Source organism: Halomonas sp. S3-1-1, from assembly GCF_023757625.1.
Lineage (GTDB): Bacteria > Pseudomonadota > Gammaproteobacteria > Pseudomonadales > Halomonadaceae > Vreelandella.
The window spans coordinates 648833-664798 of sequence record NZ_JALGBZ010000002.1 but is presented as its reverse complement, the minus strand read 5'-3'; the positions used below and the strand labels follow the sequence as shown (position 1 = coordinate 664798).

Sequence of the window (15966 nt, the reverse complement as noted above, 5' to 3'; positions counted from 1 at the left end):
GCTGCCGATGCGTTTCAAATTCCAACACTGACTGTTCACTGACCCACACACTCACAGAAACTTTAAGTCTAAAAAATTTAAGCTTGAAGTTTCTATAAAGGCTCTTTACCTTGAAACAAGAATCCACAGGGAGAATAAAAAATGAAAGTTGCCTGTTTAGGTGGAGGGCCCGCCGGTCTCTATTTTGCTATTAGCATGAAATTGCGCAATCCGGATCACGAAGTGGTCGTCATGGAGCGCAATCGACCCGACGATACCTTTGGCTGGGGCGTCGTACTGTCAGACGAAACCCTTGAGAACCTGACGACGAACGACCCAGTGAGCGCCGAGCGCATTCGCGAGCATTTTGCTTACTGGGATGACATTGCGGTTGTTCATAAAGGTGTTAAAACCGTTTCTACCGGCCATGGGTTCTGCGGCATCGGTCGCAGGCAACTACTCATCCTGTTACAGGAGCGTGCCCGGGAACTGGGTATCGAAATGCGCTTCGAAACGGACGTGACCCAAGCGGTTATCGACCAATGCCAGCGTGACTATGACCTCGTTATCGCCTCCGATGGCCTCAACTCCCGAACCCGTCAGATCCATGCCGAGCACTTCAATCCCGATATCGACGTCAGGGCGTGTAAATTCGTTTGGTTAGGCACTCACCAAACCTTCAACGACGCCTTCACCTTCATCTTCGAGAACACCGAGCATGGCTGGGTGTGGGCGCACGCCTATCAGTTCGATAGCGACACCGCGACATTCATCGTCGAGTGCAGCGAAGAGACCTGGCAAGCGTTTGGTTTTGGCGAGCTTAGCCAGCAGGAATCGATCGCGGTTTGCGAGCGTATATTCGCGCGACACCTGAACGGTCATGCCTTAATGACCAACGCCAATCACATCCGTGGTTCTGCCTGGATCAACTTCCCTCGCGTTTTGTGTGAGCGCTGGAGCTATCAGAATATCGTGCTCATGGGGGATGCGGCGGCCACGGCCCACTTTTCGATCGGCTCGGGCTCCAAGCTGGCTTTGGAAAGCGCTATTGCGCTGGCCACGTATCTACATAGTGAGAGCGACAGTAAGGCAGCGATCGCCCGCTATGAAGAGGAGCGCCGTTTCGAGGTATTGAGGCTTCAGTCGGCGGCGCGCAACTCGACGGAGTGGTTCGAGCAGATCAAGCGCTACCTGGATCTCGACCCGGTGCAGTTCAACTACTCGCTGTTGACCCGCTCGCAGCGCATCAGCCATGAAAACCTGCGCGCCCGCGACCCGCAGTGGCTGGAAAGCGCCGAGCGCTGGTTCCAGACGCAGGCGGGCAACCCGGATAGCGCGCGAGCGCCCATGTTCGCCCCCTACCAGCTTCGCGACATGCACCTGATCAACCGCGTGGTGGTCTCACCCATGGCGCAGTACAAGGCCGTCGACGGCTGCCCCACCGACTGGCATTTCAGCCACTACGCCGAGCGCGCCAAAGGGGGCGCGGGGCTTGTATATACCGAGATGACCTGCGTCAGCGCCACCGGTCGCATCACGCCCGGCTGCCCGGGGCTCTACGCACCGGAGCACGAGGCGGCGTGGAAGCGGCTTTGCGACTTCGTTCATCAGGAGACCCGCGCCAAACTCTGTGCCCAGATCGGCCATTCGGGCCCCAAGGGCTCTACCCAGCTTGGCTGGGAAGAGATGGATGCGCCGCTCATCGAGGCCAACTGGCCAATCATGGCGGCTTCCGCGATTCCTTGGTCGGAACGCAATCAGGTGCCACGCGCCATGACGCGCGAGGACATGGACCACGTGCGCGACGAGTTCGTCGCGGCCGCCCGCAGGGCCGAGCGCGCCGGGTTCGATATGATCGAGATACACGCGGCCCACGGCTACCTGCTCTCTTCCTTCATCACGCCGCTGACCAACCACCGCGATGACGAGTACGGCGGCTCGCTGGACAACCGTCTGCACTACCCGCTCGAAGTGATCCAGGCGGTACGCGATGTCTGGCCCGCAGAGAAACCGCTCGCCGTACGCATTTCCGCCAACGACTGGCGCGGCGACGAAGGCGTGACGCCGGACGAGGCGGTCGAGATCGCCAAACGCCTGCGAGAGGCCCACGTCGACATCATCGACGTGTCCGCCGGGCAGACCTCGACCCAGGCCAAGCCGGTATACGGGCGCATGTTCCAAACCCCCTTCTCCGATCGCATCCGCAACGAGACGCCGATTGCCACGATGGCCGTCGGTAATATTTACCAGGCCGATCACGTGAACTCGATACTGATCGCCGGGCGAGCGGATCTGGTGTGCATTGCCCGCCCGCACCTGGCCGATCCTTACTGGACGCTTCACGTAGCCGCCGGGCTCGGGGATGACGACGTCGCGTGGCCGGCCCCCTACCAGGCGGGCGGGGCTCAGTTCAAACGCCTGGCCGAACGCAACGAGGGGTGGATATGAGCCACTTTAGCGAGCACCTGAGCGGCAAGCGCGTTGTCATCACCGGTGGCGGTAGCGGTATCGGCGCCGACATGGCGCGCGGTTTCGTTGAGGCGGGAGCGCGTGTCACCGTTACCGGCCGACGGCGCGAGCCCCTCGAAGCACTGGCCCAGGCGCATGACGGTCTCGCGTTCGAGGTAGTAGACGTAACCGACGAGGCCGCAATGGTGGCGCTGTTCGAGACGCTCGAAAGCGTGGATATCGTGATCGCCAACGCCGGGGCCGCCGAGAGCGCGCCTTTCGCCAAAACCTCCCTCGAGCAGTGGCAGCGCATGCTCGACGTGAATCTGAGCGGCGTATTTCTCACCCTTCGTGAAGGGCTCAAGCGGCTCAATGATGGCGGCCGATTGATTGCCGTGGCCTCAACCGCGGGGCTCAAGGGCTATGCCTACGTTGGCGCGTACTGCGCAGCCAAGCACGGCGTGGTGGGTTTGGTGCGCGCGCTCGCGGCGGAAACCGCCAGCCGCAACGTGACCGTCAACGCGCTCTGCCCGGGCTTTACCGATACGCCGCTGCTCGCCGCAAGCGTGGAGAACATCGTCGCCAAAACCGGGCAGTCCCTGGAGCAGGCCACCGAGCACTTTCAGTCGACCAACCCGACCGGGCGGCTGGTGGCTCCTGCCGAGGTGACTGCCACGGCGCTTTGGCTGTGCGGGCCCGGCAGCGGGGCCATTACCGGCCAGGCCATTTCCATTTCCGGGGGCGAAGTATGACCGCCCAGAGCCTAAGCAAGGAGCGCCTGCGCCTGTGGCTGCGCATGCTGCGAGTGACCCGTCAGACCGAGTCCATCCTGCGTGAGCGCCTGCGTACCGAGCACGATACGACGCTTCCTCGCTTCGACGTCATGGCAGCGCTGTACGCCGACCAGGACGGGCTGAAGATGAACGAGCTTTCCAGGCGGCTGCGGGTATCCAACGGCAACGTCACCGGCATCGTCGACCGCCTCGTGGAAGATGGCAACGTCGAGCGGATCGCCATCGAGGGTGACCGCCGTGCCACGCGGGTGTGCTTGACCCGAACCGGTCGCGAGGTATTCAGCGCCATGGCCGTCGAGCACGAACGCTGGATCAACGCCCTCTTCGAGGGCGTAGGCGAGGAGGACGCCCACCATATCGGCGAGCTGCTCCACAGCTTGCCTACCGCTACCCGCGACACCGATTAACGATTGAGGCGAGAACAACAACATGACGCGCATGGCTGATTTGAAACCCGAACACTTTATCTGGGAAATGCATGACGGCGTCGCCGTCATTCGGCTGAACCGTCCCGAGCGTAAGAACCCACTGACGTTTGAAAGCTACGCCGAGCTTCGCGATACCTTCCGGGCACTGCCCTACGCCACCGACGTCCACGCCGTGGTGTTCACCGCCAATGGCGGCAACTTCTGCTCCGGCGGCGACGTACACGAGATCATCGGGCCGCTGGTGGGCAGGGAGATGAAAGAGCTGCTCGAATTCACCCGCATGACCGGGGATCTGGTCAAGGCGATGCTTCACTGCGGGAAACCGGTCATTACCGCGATCGACGGTATCTGCGTTGGCGCCGGGGCGATCATCGCCATGGCCTCGGACATACGTTTTGCCACCCCCCGCGCCAAGACGGCCTTTCTGTTTACGCGGGTGGGGCTGGCGGGCTGCGACATGGGGGCCTGCGCCATGCTGCCACGCATCATCGGCCAGGGCCGCGCGGCGGACCTACTCTACAGCGGGCGCAGCATGAGCGCCGAGGAAGGCCTTCACTGGGGCTTCTATAACCGCGTAGTCGAGCCCGAAGCGCTTGAGGAAGAAGCCCTCGCCTACACTACACGCCTGGCCGAGGGACCCACCTTCGCTCACGGCATCACCAAGACACAGCTTAACCAGGAGTGGTCGATGAGCCTCGATCAGGCCATCGAATCCGAAGCCCAGGCCCAAGCGATCTGCATGCAGACCAAAGACTTCGAGCGCGCCTACCGGGCTTTTGTTGCCAAGCAAACACCTGAGTTCAAGGGGGACTGATGAGCGATACACGTTTTCTCCAATGGCCTTTTTTCGATGCGCGCCACCGCGAACTGGCCGAGCAGCTTGAAAGCTGGTGCCAGCGGGAGCTGCCCCGCGCGCATGACGATGTGGATGCGACCTGTCGGCAGTTGGTGAAGGACCTGGGTAAGGCGGGGTTTTTGAAGGGCACCGCGGGCGCGGATATCGACGTGCGCAGCCTGTGCCTGATTCGTGAAACGCTTGCCCGCCACGACGGGCTTGCCGATTTCGCCTTCGCGATGCAGGGACTCGGCACCGGGGCCATCAGCCTTTATGGCAGCGATGAACAGAAAAAGTGGCTGGACAAGACGCGACAAGGCGAAGCGATTTCGGCCTTTGCGCTCAGCGAGCCTCGCTCCGGCTCGGACGTGGCACAGCTGGATACGATCGCCGAACGTGATGGCGACGGCTATCGGTTGAACGGCGAGAAGACCTGGATCTCCAACGGCGGCATCGCCGATATCTATACGGTGTTCGCCCGTACCGGAGAAGGCCCGGGGGCGAAGGGGCTTTCGGTCTTTCTGGTACCGGCGGACACCCCAGGGCTCGAGATTCGCGAGCGCCTCGAGACGGTGGCGCCGCATCCGCTGGCCCGCCTGGGGTTCAACGACATGCGCCTGCCGGCAAGCGCCTTGATCGGCAAGCCAGGCCAGGGCTTTCGGATCGCCATGTCGGTACTGGACGTCTTTCGTTCAACGGTCGGCGCGGCCGCTTTAGGCTTTGCTCGCCGAGCGCTGGACGAGTCGGTATCGCGCGGCCTCTCCCGCGAGCTTTTTGGGGCGGCGCTGGCAGATCTACAGATGGTGCAAGGCCACCTGGCCGATATGGCGCTCGATGTAGATGCCGCCGCCCTGCTGGTCTACCGCGCGGCCTGGACCAAGGACCAAGGCGCCAAGCGCGTGACGCGGGAAGCCGCCATGGCGAAGCTCTTCGCCACCGACCAGGCGCAGAAGGTCATCGATCAAGCCGTACAGCTTCACGGCGGAGACGGCGTGCGCAAGGGGCATATCATCGAGAGCCTCTACCGCGAAATTCGCGCGCTGCGTATCTACGAAGGCGCGTCCGATGTTCAGAAAGTGGTCATCGCTCGCAGCGTGATGGCAGAGGCGTCATCGAGCACCGGATAGGCTGACTATCGCGCCACTGAAACAGTCAAAATAAAAAACAAGAACAATCACGCATTAAACGCCAGACACCGTATCCCCGGAAGCGCCCGATCAAGGCACAGCCGGGAATAAATAACGACACTAAATACGGAGGTTGGTCATGTATACCGAGTCGGCCCATCTGGACACGTTTCCACGGGACAATCTTCCACCTATCGAGAAGCAGCCCGAGTTTCTGCTCGGCAGCCACGACTACCCAAAACGCTTCAACGTCGGCGTCGAACTCTGCGACCGGCTCGTGGCTCAAGGGCACGGCCAGCGCACGGCCCTGGCGGGCAACGGCCGCCGCCGCTCCTACCAGGAGCTTTGTGAGTGGACGAATCGCTTGGCGCATGTTCTGGTCGACGACCTGGGCATCGTTGCCGGCAACCGTGTGCTGATTCGTTCGGCCAACAATCCGGCCATGGTGGCCTGCTGGCTGGCGGCGACCAAGGCGGGCGCCGTCGTGGTGAACACCATGCCGATGCTGCGCGCAAAAGAGCTTTCGCAGATCGTCGACAAGGCCGAGATCAGCCTTGCGCTATGCGACACTCGCCTTCTCGACGAACTCCATGAGTGCCAGAAGGCAAGCCCCGGACTTGCACGTATCGTCGGCTTCGACGGCACGGCCAATCACGAGGCGGAGCTCGATCGCCTGGCACTTTCAAAACCCGTGACGTTCAAGGCGGTAGACACCGCCGCCGATGATATCGCGCTGATGGGATTTACCTCGGGCACCACGGGCTCACCCAAGGCCACCCTGCACTATCATCGCGATCTGCTGGTGATTGCTGACGGTTACGCCAGGGAGGTGCTCAAGGTCAGCGCCGATGACGTTTTCGTGGGCTCGCCGCCGTTGGCATTCACCTTCGGCCTTGGCGGGCTGGCGGTGTTTCCACTGCGCTTTGGGGCCTGTGCCGTGCTGCTCGAGCACGCCTCCCCGCCCAACATGATGGACATTATCCGTGAATACCAGGCAACGGTCGTCTTCACTGCCCCGACCGCCTATCGCGCGATGCTCGCCTCCCCCACCCGCCATGACGACCTGGGCAGCCTGCGCGTGGCGGTCTCCGCCGGCGAAACTCTGCCGGCGCCCATCTATCACGACTGGATCGAGCAAACCGGTACCCCGATCATCGACGGCATTGGCGCCACGGAAATGCTCCACATCTTCATTTCTAATCGTCTGGACGATCACCGCCCCAACTGTACCGGTAAACCGGTAGCCGGCTACCAGGCCCGAATCGTCGACAGTGATATGCAGGAAGTACCTGCGGGCACCGTTGGACGGCTCGCCGTGCGTGGCCCAACGGGCTGTCGCTACCTGGCGGACAAGCGCCAGCAAAACTACGTCGTCGATGGTTGGAACATCACTGGCGATGCGTTTTATCAGGACGCGGAGGGCTACTTACACTTTGCCGCCCGCAACGATGACATGATCGTCTCCGCCGGTTACAACATCGCCGGCCCCGAGGTGGAGTCGGCCCTGCTTGCCCATCCCGCGGTCAAGGAGTGCGCGGTGATCGGCGTTCCCGATCTCGAGCGGGGGCAAATCGTCAAGGCGTTCGTGGTATTAAACGCAGGATTTGAAGAAGATGAGGCCTGCGGAAAAATGCTTCAGGACCATGTCAAACAGACGATTGCGCCCTACAAGTACCCGCGCTCGGTCAGCTTCATCGATCAACTGCCCAAGACGACTACCGGTAAGGTGCAGCGTTTTCGGCTGGCGAAGCCTTCGCAAGACGACACACCGAGTATCCACGAATCAGCCTCTCAGCAATAAAACGACCAATACATGAGGGAACCGACATGAAACAGATCACCCGCTTTGGCCTCGGCCTGCTTCTTTCATCGAGCGTGCTGGCAGCGCAAGCCGATGACGTTAAGATCGGCATGATCACCACACTCTCCGGAGGGGGCTCGCACTTGGGTGTGGACGTTCGCGATGGCTTCATGCTGGCCATCGAGCAATCCGGCCGCGACGATATCGAGGTCCTCATCCAGGATGATGCCAATCGCCCGGACCTTGCACGCAGCCTGGCCAATGAATTCATGCAGCGCGACGACGTCGATATCATGACCGGCATCATCTGGTCCAACCTGGCCATGGCGGTGGTACCGGCGGTGACTCGCCAGGGCACTTTCTACCTTTCGCCCAACGCCGGGCCTTCCGACCTTGCCGGGCGCATGTGCCATGAAAACTACTTCAACGTGGCCTACCAGAACGACAACCTGCACGGTGCCATGGGCGCCTACATGCGCGAACAGGGTTACGAGCGACCGATCATCATGGCTCCCAACTACCCCGCGGGCACCGATGCGCTGGCCGGGTTCAAGCACCTTTATGAAGGTGACGTCGTCGACGAGCTGTACACCCAGATGGGCCAAACCGACTACGCCGCCGAGATCGCGCAAATCCGCGCCAGCGACGCGGACAGCCTGTTCTTCTTTCTGCCCGGCGGCATGGGCATCTCGTTCATGAAGCAGTGGGAAAGCTCGGGGGTGGATATCCCCATTTTTGGCGCGGCGTTCTCCTTTGATGAAATCCTCATCAAGGCCGTGGGCAGCGCGGCGATTGGCGCACGCAACACCTCCTTGTGGGCCTATGATCTCGATAACGAGGCCAACCACCGCTTCGTGGACAGTTTTCGCGAAACCTACGACCGCACACCGACGCTCTACGCGGCACAAGGTTATGACACGGCCAACCTGATCCTGAGCGCGCTCGATAGCGCCCACCCTGATGACGCGGACGCCTTTCGTGAAGCGCTGCGCGCCGCCGATTTCGACAGCGTGCGCGGTGAGTTCCGCTTCGGCCCCAACCAGCACCCCATTCAGGACATCTACGTTCGCGAGGTCGTTGAGGGAGACGACGGCCAGCCGACCAACCGCTTGATCGGTGTCGCCATCGAAGATATCCAGGATATCTATTACGAGCAGTGCCAGATGTGATCCCGCCGGGCCGGGCGCAAATGCTCGGCCCTTCTCCTCACTCGGTCAAGGATACCCAACGTGTCCGTTACTCTGCTAATCGAGCAATTACTCAACGGTCTGCAGCTTGGCACCATGCTGTTTTTGATGGCCAGCGGCCTAACGCTAGTGTTCGGGGTGATGGGATTGATCAACCTCGCCCACGGCTCCTTCTACATGGTCGGGGCCTATGCCACGGCGGCGGTCGCCGCCTCGACAGGCTCTTTTCTGACGGGGCTGGCCGCCGGCATGGCGGCGGCGGCCGTCGCCGGCGCGTTGGTGGAGCTGATCGTAATACGAAGGCTCTACCATCGCTCCCATCTTGATCAGGTGCTGGCCACCTTCGCGCTGATACTGATCTTTTCCGAAGGAACGCGCTGGCTTTTTGGCTCCTCCCCTCTGCGCTTGAGCCCGCCTTCCTGGCTGACCGGTTTCGTGACCTTGCCCGGTGACACCCGCTACCCCACCTATCGGCTGATGCTGATCGGTGTGGGAGTCGTCATTGCCATCGCACTTTATCTGCTCATTTCGAGAACGCGCCTTGGTATGCGTATTCGTGCCGGCGAAAGCGATCGCGAAATGATCGGTGCGCTGGGAGTTAACATTTCGAAGCTCTATACCGTGGTCTTCGCCCTCGGTGCAAGCCTTGCCGGACTTGCGGGCGCGCTGGTCGGCGCGCTGCAGTCGGTGCAGGTAGGCATGGGCGAGCCGGTGCTGATTCTGGCCTTCGTGGTGATCGTCATCGGCGGAATCGGCTCGATCAAGGGAGCGCTTTTCGGCGCCTTGCTGGTCGGCGTGGTGGACACCCTGGGGCGTGTCTATCTGCCGATTCTCTTTCGTGCCTTCATGCCGCCTTCGGAAGCGGCCGGCGTCGGTGCCGCCCTGGCAGCCATGCTGATCTACATCCTCATGGCCATCATCCTCGCGTTCAAGCCAAAGGGGCTCTTCTCCGCTCATGATTAACACGACTTCCCGATCCGCGCCCGAGGTGGCGCCGACGCCTCGAAACGAGCGTGCCCTCGACCGCAAGGGCGTGGTGCAGATCGCGCTTTTGGCGGTGCTGCTGATTCTGCCGGTGGCTGCCTATGTCATGGGCGAGTTCTACTACGTCAACCTGGCTTCGCGAATCACGATCATCGCCATGGCGGCGGTGGGGCTGAATCTGGCCATCGGCTATGGCGGCATGGTGAGTTTTGGTCATGCGGCCTATTTCGGCCTGGGCGGCTACGTGGCCGGTATCGGTGCCTATCACGCGTTCGATGCAACGCCGTTCATGACCTGGCCGATCAGCCTGCCGGGTAGCGACAACCTGCTGGTGCTGTGGCTGGCGGCGGCGCTGCTTTGTGCTCTGCTGGCGCTGGTAATCGGGGCGATTTCGCTGCGCACGACTGGGGTGTACTTTATCATGATCACCCTCGCCTTCGCCCAGATGATCTACTACTTCGCCAACTCCTGGCCTACCTATGGCGGCGAGGATGGCCTGCCTATCTACCTGCGCAATTCGCTTCCCTTTGTGGATAGCAGCGATCCACTGAACTACTTCCTGATCTGCTTCGTCGGCCTGCTGCTCGCCATGGCGTTGACCTCCCGACTGATGAAGTCGCGCTTCGGGGCCGCGCTCACCATGGCCAGGCTCAACGACGTGCGCCTGGCCACCTCGGGTATCAACCCGTATCCGGTGAGGCTGGTCGCTTTCGTCATCTCGGCGGCCATTACCGGGCTTGCCGGCGCTCTCTATGCCGACCTGAACGGTTTCGTAAGCCCGACCGTGCTGAGCTGGCATTTCTCCGGTGAGCTGATGGTGATCGTGATTTTAGGCGGCGTAGGGCGTCTTTACGGCCCGCTGGCCGGTGCGATCCTGTTCGTCATGATGGAGACCTTCCTGGGCGGCATCACCCAGTACTGGCAGCTCTTTTTAGGTCTCGTACTACTGGGCGTGGTGCTGTTCGCCAAACACGGCGTCATGGGGTTTCTGGCCGGGAGGGAGCGCAATGAGTGACGCCGTTCTTTCACTAACGCATCTGCACAAGCACTTCGGCGCGCTGCAGGCGACCAACGATGTCTCACTGGCGCTCGAACCGGGCGAGATCCACGCCTTGATTGGCCCCAACGGAGCGGGGAAATCGACGCTCATCGGCCAGATCGCCGGCCACATACGCCCCGACCAGGGAAGCATTGAGCTGGGTGGTGAAACGGTCACCAATCTGAGCGTAGCCCAGCGTGCCCGCCTGGGGCTGGGGCGCAGTTTTCAGGTCTCTTCGCTGGCCGAGCCGCTATCGGTCATGCGCAACGTGATGATGAGCGTACAGGCGCTGCAGGGCCACAGTTTCCGGTTCTTCAAACCCGTTGCCCGAGACGAAGCGCTGCTTGCGCCCGCCCTGGAGGCGCTTGAGCACATGCAGCTTGGCCATCGCGCGTGGACGCCGGTATCGGAGCTTTCCCACGGCGAGCGCCGCCAGGTGGAGGTTGCCTGCGCGCTGGCCCTCAAACCGCGCGCCCTGCTGCTCGATGAGCCCATGGCGGGTCTCGGGCCTGAAGGGTCGGCCAGGCTGACCGAGCTGCTGGAGGCGCTCAAGCGTGACGTGCCAATCCTTCTGATCGAACACGATATGGAAGCGGTATTTCGACTGGCCGATCGAATCTCGGTGCTGGTATCGGGCAGCATCATCGCCCAGGGCGATAGCCACGCGATCCGCCACGACCCGCTCGTTCGGGAAGCCTACCTGGGAGACTGCGATGCTTAAGGTTGCCGAAATCGAAACGTTCTACGGCCCTTCACAGGCACTTTTCGGCGTAGATCTCGAGGTCAATTCGGGTGAGATGGTCGCGTTGATGGGCCGCAACGGCATGGGCAAAACCACGACCATCCGCTCGATCTTTGGCCTGACGCCCGCAAGCCGGGGCTGCATCGAGTTCGAATCGCAGAATTTACGCCGCCTTCCCGCTTACCGTATCGCCAAAGCGGGGCTCGGGCTGGTGCCCGAGGGACGACGCTGTTTTCCCAACCTGTCGGTGCGCGAAAACCTGCAGGTCACGGCCCGCCCGGGCGAGTGGACGCTCGCAAAGGTGGAAGCGCTGTTTCCTCGCCTGGAGGAGCGCCGCTCTCAAAGGGCGAAAACTCTGTCCGGCGGCGAGCAGCAAATGTTGGCCATCGGTCGAGCGCTGATGACCAACCCCCGGCTGCTGGTGCTTGACGAGGCGACCGAAGGATTGGCGCCGGTCATTCGCCAGGAAATCTGGCGGGCGATCCGGCTGCTCAAGGACCAAGGGCAATCCACCCTGCTGGTCGACAAGTCGTTGAGCGAAATACTACCCATCGCCGATCGCTGCACCATTCTGGAAAAAGGGCGCACCGTGTGGAACGACCGGCCCGCAGCGCTGGATGGCGCTGTCCGCGATCGTTACCTGGGCGTGTAGCGCGAGTTCAAAGAAGAGACATACCATGCCATTCAGCACACAGCGAAAGATCCGTTTTCAGCACTGCGATCCTGCCGGGATCGTGTTCTATCCGCGCTACTTCGAGATGATCAATTCGGTGATCGAGGACTGGTTTGCCGACGTCGTCCACCACGACTTCAACCGCCTGCACGTGGAGGATATGACCGGCGTACCCACCGCCTCCATCGAAACCCAATTTCATGCACCGAGCCGCCTGGGCGAGGTGCTTCATTTCGAGCTCTCGGTTCACGCCATCGGCCGCAGCAGTCTCACTCTCGAGATCAGCGCCCGATGCGGCGAGCAAAAGCGCTTGACCAGCCGCTCGACTCTGGTTTTCATGGATTTAAACAGTGGCAAATCAATGCCCTGGACAGATGCAATACGCCAGCACATCACCGTCGACAACGTACAAGGACAGCCCTCATGAGCGACGCCACGCTTCACCAACTTCTACACCCTTCTCACTGGAAATCCGCCGTCGGCTACGCCAATGGTGTGATGGCCTCGGGCCAAACCGTGTTCGTAGGCGGGCAGATCGGCTGGAACGCCGACCAGCTATTCGAAACCGATGATTTCGTCGGTCAGGTCCAACAGGCACTGACCAATATCGTGACGGTGCTCGAGGAAGCCGACGCGGGCCCGGCGCATATCGTGCGCTTGACCTGGTACGTCACGGACAAACATGAGTACCTGGCGCGTCTCAAGGAGGTGGGCGCGGCCTATCGCAACGTGCTCGGCAAGCATTTTCCGGCGATGACCATGGTGCAGGTGGCGGGCCTGGTCGAGGACCAGGCCAAAGTGGAAATCGAGGCCACGGCGGTCATCCCAGGCCCCTGAATACCCGCCGTGACGGTCCTGATTAGCGTTCGTCAGAGCGTCACGGCTTTCCGTTAGAGCGCGTGAAACGCTTTTATCCAATCCACAAAGCGGCCATCGAGGTAGTGCTCGAGCACCGAGAAGTGGTCATCCTCTTCCAGCAGGTGCAGCTCGACCGAGAGGCCTTCCTGCTCCAGATGACGCGCATATGCCGTCGTCTGGCGCTGGAACTCTTCAGTTTCCTGGCCGCCGACCACCAGGTGCATGGGCGCCTGAACGCAAGGCGAGCGCCACAAGGGGCTGAACTCCTCGACATCCCGGCCGGTCAGTTGAAGCTTGGGCTGAAGTCCGGACCAGGGGAAGGGACGCAAATCGAAAAGTCCGCTGATACATAGCGCTCCGCGAATCACGTCGGCGGGCAGTCCGAACATCCCCTCCCAATCCGTGGTGACCAGCATGGCGCAGATATGCCCCCCCGCCGAGTGGCCCGAGATACTCAGCTGATTCGGGTCGATTTGAAGCTCGTCGGCGTGTCGATGGATGTGTGCCAGAGCCGCCTGATTTTGCCGAACCAGCTCACTGAAACGCACCTGCGGACACAGCGCATAGTTGACCACCGCCACCGTGATCCCGGCCGCCACCAAACTATCGACGACAAAACTGAACTCCCGATGGCTTAGTGCGCGCCAAAAGCCGCCATGGTAGAAAATATGCACCGGGGCCGCGGGACCTTCTGCATGAAAGATATCCATGCGCTCGGCCAACGAGGGGCCATACGCGCGATCCAGCGTCACACGATGGCGCGACCGGGAAACGTCGCTGCGCTCAAGCCACGCCTTGGCGAGCTGGCTAGGGTCGCGCCCCTGCATGGTATCGTAAGCCCGGTCGATTTCTTCCTGCGTAGCAAAATCGCGATATGGCACGCCACGTTTCCTTTTGTTGGTTGTTGTCGATTCATCAACCCGGCCGGTCGATCAGCGCTTATAGGCCAACCACAGCATGCGCAGCGGCGCGATGGCGAGGATCAGAAAGCCGATGAGCGTCCAGGCCGGTAGCGAGAGCCCCAAAAAGGTGAAGTCGATATTGGCACACTCGCCGGAGCCGGTGAGCACCATGGAGACGACCTCCCGCATTGGCAGGATGTCCATCATGTAATCGAGCCCCGGCCCGCAGGAAGGCACTTCGCTGGGCGGCAGGTGCTGAAGCCACACGTGGCGCCCGGCGATGAACGCCCCAGTGGCCACGGCGGCAAGGCCCAGCACGCCGTACACGCTCTTGCCCACCGTGCCTTTCGGGTTGTGCAGCGCGGCCAGCAGCAGCACTAGCCCCGCCGCGATCACCGCTACCCGTTGAAAGATGCACAGCGGGCAGGGCTCGAGCCCCACCACGTGCTCCAGCATCAGCGCCACGGTCATCATGAGTACGCAAAAAGCGACACCGGCCCAGGCAGTGGGCCGAATGAAGGAAGGGGTCATTCCAGTTCCTCGGACGTAATCGACGAAAAGCCTCGCATTTCGCGCGCTTTGGTGAAGTAGTGCTCGATGAAATCGCTAAACGATTCGGTTTCGGCGGCTTCGATATCGCGCTGCTGCTGGTGCGAAGTTTCGATCAGCTGATCCAGCAGCGCCTCGCGCGAGCGCAGCATGGGGCTTGAGCCCAGCGACTGTTTCTGCTCCTTGGCAAGTGACAGCAGCGTATCGCTGAGCGAACCGTTGCCCTCTTTCAAGCGCGCCAGCAGCTGCCCTGACGGCGTGAGCTCGGGATTTCGCAGCCTCGGCGCCAACGCATCCAGCGCGGCCTGATGCGGCGCGCTCTCCTCCACCGCGTCGAGCAGGCGCGCGACCTCACCCATCTCGGCGACAATCTGCTCGCCCCAGTCAGGTAGCGAAATCGATTCACCGTCGCGCGTAAGCGTTAGCGCCGGGTCGCGGCCGCGCTCGACCACCAGCCGGCGGTTGTCATCTAGGCGGTCGCACTCCTCATCGGAAATCCAGGGGCTGTCGCTCAAAAGACACCACAGCAGGAACACGTCGACGAAGCGCATCTGATCTTCGGTCACGCCGAGGGCATCGAAGGGGTTCAAATCCAGACAGCGCACTTCGATGTACTCGACGCCACGCGCCTCGAGCGCCTGGCTCGGCGTTTCGTTGTGTTTGGCGACACGCTTGGGGCGAATATCGCTGTAGTACTCGTTCTCGATCTGCAGGATATTGGCATTGAGCTGGCGCCAGTCGCCATCGACGTTCACACCGAGCTTCTCGTAGTCCGGCCAGGGCGAGGAGATCGCGTGACGCAGCGTGTTGACGTAGTTCGACAGCGAGTTGAAGCAGATCTTGAGCTGCTCCTGGACCTTGTTCTGATAGCCCAAGTCCGACATTCGAAGCGTCGTGGCGTACTCGGCGAAATAGGTGTCGTCACCCAGCGGGGCGAGCTTCTCCGGTACCTTGCCTTCCGGTAAAAAGCTCTTGTCGATCGCAGGCGAGGCGCCGAACAGGTACAACAGCAGCCAGCTATGGCGGCGAAAATGGCGGATCATGCCGAAATAGCGCGTCGAGCGGTAGTCGTTGAACGGAATGTTCGTCGCTTTCTCGAGCTCGCGCAGCGCGTGCCACATGTCCTCGGGCAGCGACACGTTGTAGTGCACCCCGGCAATGGCTTGCATGATGCGCCCGTAGCGCACGTCCAGCCCCTTGCGATAGACATGCTTCATCGTGCCGACATTCGAGGTGCCGTAGTCGGCGATGGGAACGCTGTCGTTACCCGAAAGCCTGGACGGCATGCTGCCCGGCCAGATCCATTCGTTGTCCAGATGCTGGTAGGTAAAGGTGTGCAGATCGGATAAAAACGCCAGCGCCTCGCGCGGCTCTGTATAGACCGGCGTGATGTACTCCAAAAGCGATTCAGAGTAGTCGGTGGTGATGTGCGGGTGGGTCAGCTTCGAGCCAAGCCCGGCCGGGTGCGGCGTCTGAGCGATATGGCCCTCTTTATCAACCCGCAGCCCTTCTTTTTCCAGTCCACGCCGCAGCCGCCCCAACCGCCCCAAGCGTGCGCTTGGCAACAGGCGCTCGATCTGGGCGGTCAGCGAGGTAGGCACAGTGAGTGGCTCAGCCAAA

At 61.6% G+C, this 15966-nt stretch carries 16 protein-coding genes; 13 read left to right on the top strand and 3 right to left on the bottom strand.

Going from position 1 to position 15966, the window contains the following annotated elements:
- Positions 1–141 precede the first annotated feature (141 nt).
- From MQW23_RS08055 to MQW23_RS07995, 13 genes are all read left to right on the top strand, one after another.
- The gene (locus MQW23_RS08055; protein WP_252107346.1) at positions 142–2427 is read left to right on the top strand and encodes a bifunctional salicylyl-CoA 5-hydroxylase/oxidoreductase; all 2286 of its coding nucleotides are present in this window, start codon (positions 142–144) and stop codon (positions 2425–2427) included.
- Positions 2424–3179: an SDR family NAD(P)-dependent oxidoreductase gene (locus MQW23_RS08050; RefSeq protein WP_252107345.1), complete on the top strand. Its 756-nt coding sequence runs from the start codon at positions 2424–2426 to the stop codon at positions 3177–3179. Before MQW23_RS08055 ends, MQW23_RS08050 begins: the two co-directional genes overlap by 4 nt.
- Positions 3176–3628 carry a MarR family winged helix-turn-helix transcriptional regulator gene (locus tag MQW23_RS08045; RefSeq protein ID WP_252107344.1) on the top strand — a complete coding sequence of 151 codons (453 nt, stop codon included), beginning with the start codon at positions 3176–3178 and terminating at the stop codon, positions 3626–3628. Before MQW23_RS08050 ends, MQW23_RS08045 begins: the two co-directional genes overlap by 4 nt.
- A gap of 22 nt (positions 3629–3650) precedes the next feature.
- The gene (locus MQW23_RS08040) at positions 3651–4463 is read left to right on the top strand and encodes an enoyl-CoA hydratase family protein (protein WP_252107343.1); all 813 of its coding nucleotides are present in this window, start codon (positions 3651–3653) and stop codon (positions 4461–4463) included.
- A complete protein-coding gene (locus tag MQW23_RS08035; RefSeq protein WP_252107342.1) occupies positions 4463–5611 on the top strand; it encodes an acyl-CoA dehydrogenase family protein in 1149 nt (382 codons plus the stop codon). The genes MQW23_RS08040 and MQW23_RS08035 overlap by 1 nt, the downstream gene beginning before the upstream one ends.
- A gap of 139 nt (positions 5612–5750) precedes the next feature.
- Entirely contained in the window at positions 5751–7412 is a 1662-nt protein-coding gene (locus tag MQW23_RS08030) for a benzoate-CoA ligase family protein (protein ID WP_252107341.1), read from the top strand.
- A 26-nt stretch (positions 7413–7438) separates the two neighbouring features.
- Positions 7439–8581, top strand: a complete 1143-nt coding sequence (locus MQW23_RS08025; RefSeq protein WP_252107340.1) for an ABC transporter substrate-binding protein — start codon at positions 7439–7441, stop codon at positions 8579–8581.
- 60 nt (positions 8582–8641) lie between these two features.
- Complete coding sequence (locus MQW23_RS08020) at positions 8642–9562, top strand: branched-chain amino acid ABC transporter permease (RefSeq protein WP_252107339.1); 921 nt, start codon at positions 8642–8644, stop codon at positions 9560–9562.
- Positions 9555–10598 (top strand): branched-chain amino acid ABC transporter permease, encoded by a 1044-nt coding sequence (locus tag MQW23_RS08015; RefSeq protein WP_252107338.1) that lies wholly within the window; start codon positions 9555–9557, stop codon positions 10596–10598. Before MQW23_RS08020 ends, MQW23_RS08015 begins: the two co-directional genes overlap by 8 nt.
- Positions 10591–11343: an ABC transporter ATP-binding protein gene (locus MQW23_RS08010; protein WP_252107337.1), complete on the top strand. Its 753-nt coding sequence runs from the start codon at positions 10591–10593 to the stop codon at positions 11341–11343. Before MQW23_RS08015 ends, MQW23_RS08010 begins: the two co-directional genes overlap by 8 nt.
- Positions 11336–12016, top strand: coding sequence for an ABC transporter ATP-binding protein (locus tag MQW23_RS08005; RefSeq protein ID WP_252107336.1), 681 nt, complete (start codon positions 11336–11338; stop codon positions 12014–12016). The genes MQW23_RS08010 and MQW23_RS08005 overlap by 8 nt, the downstream gene beginning before the upstream one ends.
- Positions 12017–12041: 25 nt before the next feature.
- Positions 12042–12464, top strand: a complete 423-nt coding sequence (locus MQW23_RS08000; protein WP_252107335.1) for an acyl-CoA thioesterase — start codon at positions 12042–12044, stop codon at positions 12462–12464.
- Complete coding sequence (locus tag MQW23_RS07995; protein WP_252107334.1) at positions 12461–12874, top strand: RidA family protein; 414 nt, start codon at positions 12461–12463, stop codon at positions 12872–12874. Before MQW23_RS08000 ends, MQW23_RS07995 begins: the two co-directional genes overlap by 4 nt.
- 53 nt (positions 12875–12927) lie before the next feature.
- Here the strand turns inward: MQW23_RS07995 and MQW23_RS07990 are convergent, their stop codons facing one another.
- Genes MQW23_RS07990 through gshA form a run of 3 tightly spaced genes read right to left on the bottom strand, consistent with a single transcriptional unit; the run spans position 12928 to position 15965 of the window.
- A complete protein-coding gene (locus tag MQW23_RS07990) occupies positions 12928–13776 on the bottom strand; it encodes an alpha/beta hydrolase (RefSeq protein WP_252107333.1) in 849 nt (282 codons plus the stop codon).
- Between the two features lie 51 nt (positions 13777–13827).
- The gene (locus MQW23_RS07985; protein ID WP_252107332.1) at positions 13828–14328 is read right to left on the bottom strand and encodes a disulfide bond formation protein B; all 501 of its coding nucleotides are present in this window, start codon (positions 14326–14328) and stop codon (positions 13828–13830) included.
- Complete coding sequence (gene gshA, locus MQW23_RS07980; RefSeq protein WP_252107331.1) at positions 14325–15965, bottom strand: glutamate--cysteine ligase; 1641 nt, start codon at positions 15963–15965, stop codon at positions 14325–14327. Before gshA ends, MQW23_RS07985 begins: the two co-directional genes overlap by 4 nt.
- Position 15966: the final 1 nt, after the last annotated feature.

Excerpts from the sequence above, each read along its gene's own strand:
- MQW23_RS08035 (WP_252107342.1), top strand. The coding sequence starts at position 4,463 with ATGAGCGATACACGTTTTCTCCAATGGCCTTTTTTCGATGCGCGCCAC.
- MQW23_RS08010 (WP_252107337.1), top strand. The coding sequence starts at position 10,591 with ATGAGTGACGCCGTTCTTTCACTAACGCATCTGCACAAGCACTTCGGC.
- MQW23_RS07985 (WP_252107332.1), bottom strand. The coding sequence starts at position 14,328 with ATGACCCCTTCCTTCATTCGGCCCACTGCCTGGGCCGGTGTCGCTTTT.
- MQW23_RS08000 (WP_252107335.1), top strand. The coding sequence starts at position 12,042 with ATGCCATTCAGCACACAGCGAAAGATCCGTTTTCAGCACTGCGATCCT.
- MQW23_RS08055 (WP_252107346.1), top strand. The coding sequence starts at position 142 with ATGAAAGTTGCCTGTTTAGGTGGAGGGCCCGCCGGTCTCTATTTTGCT.
- MQW23_RS08040 (WP_252107343.1), top strand. The coding sequence starts at position 3,651 with ATGACGCGCATGGCTGATTTGAAACCCGAACACTTTATCTGGGAAATG.
- MQW23_RS08050 (WP_252107345.1), top strand. The coding sequence starts at position 2,424 with ATGAGCCACTTTAGCGAGCACCTGAGCGGCAAGCGCGTTGTCATCACC.
- MQW23_RS07995 (WP_252107334.1), top strand. The coding sequence starts at position 12,461 with ATGAGCGACGCCACGCTTCACCAACTTCTACACCCTTCTCACTGGAAA.
- MQW23_RS08005 (WP_252107336.1), top strand. The coding sequence starts at position 11,336 with ATGCTTAAGGTTGCCGAAATCGAAACGTTCTACGGCCCTTCACAGGCA.
- MQW23_RS08030 (WP_252107341.1), top strand. The coding sequence starts at position 5,751 with ATGTATACCGAGTCGGCCCATCTGGACACGTTTCCACGGGACAATCTT.
- MQW23_RS08045 (WP_252107344.1), top strand. The coding sequence starts at position 3,176 with ATGACCGCCCAGAGCCTAAGCAAGGAGCGCCTGCGCCTGTGGCTGCGC.
- MQW23_RS08025 (WP_252107340.1), top strand. The coding sequence starts at position 7,439 with ATGAAACAGATCACCCGCTTTGGCCTCGGCCTGCTTCTTTCATCGAGC.
- MQW23_RS08015 (WP_252107338.1), top strand. The coding sequence starts at position 9,555 with ATGATTAACACGACTTCCCGATCCGCGCCCGAGGTGGCGCCGACGCCT.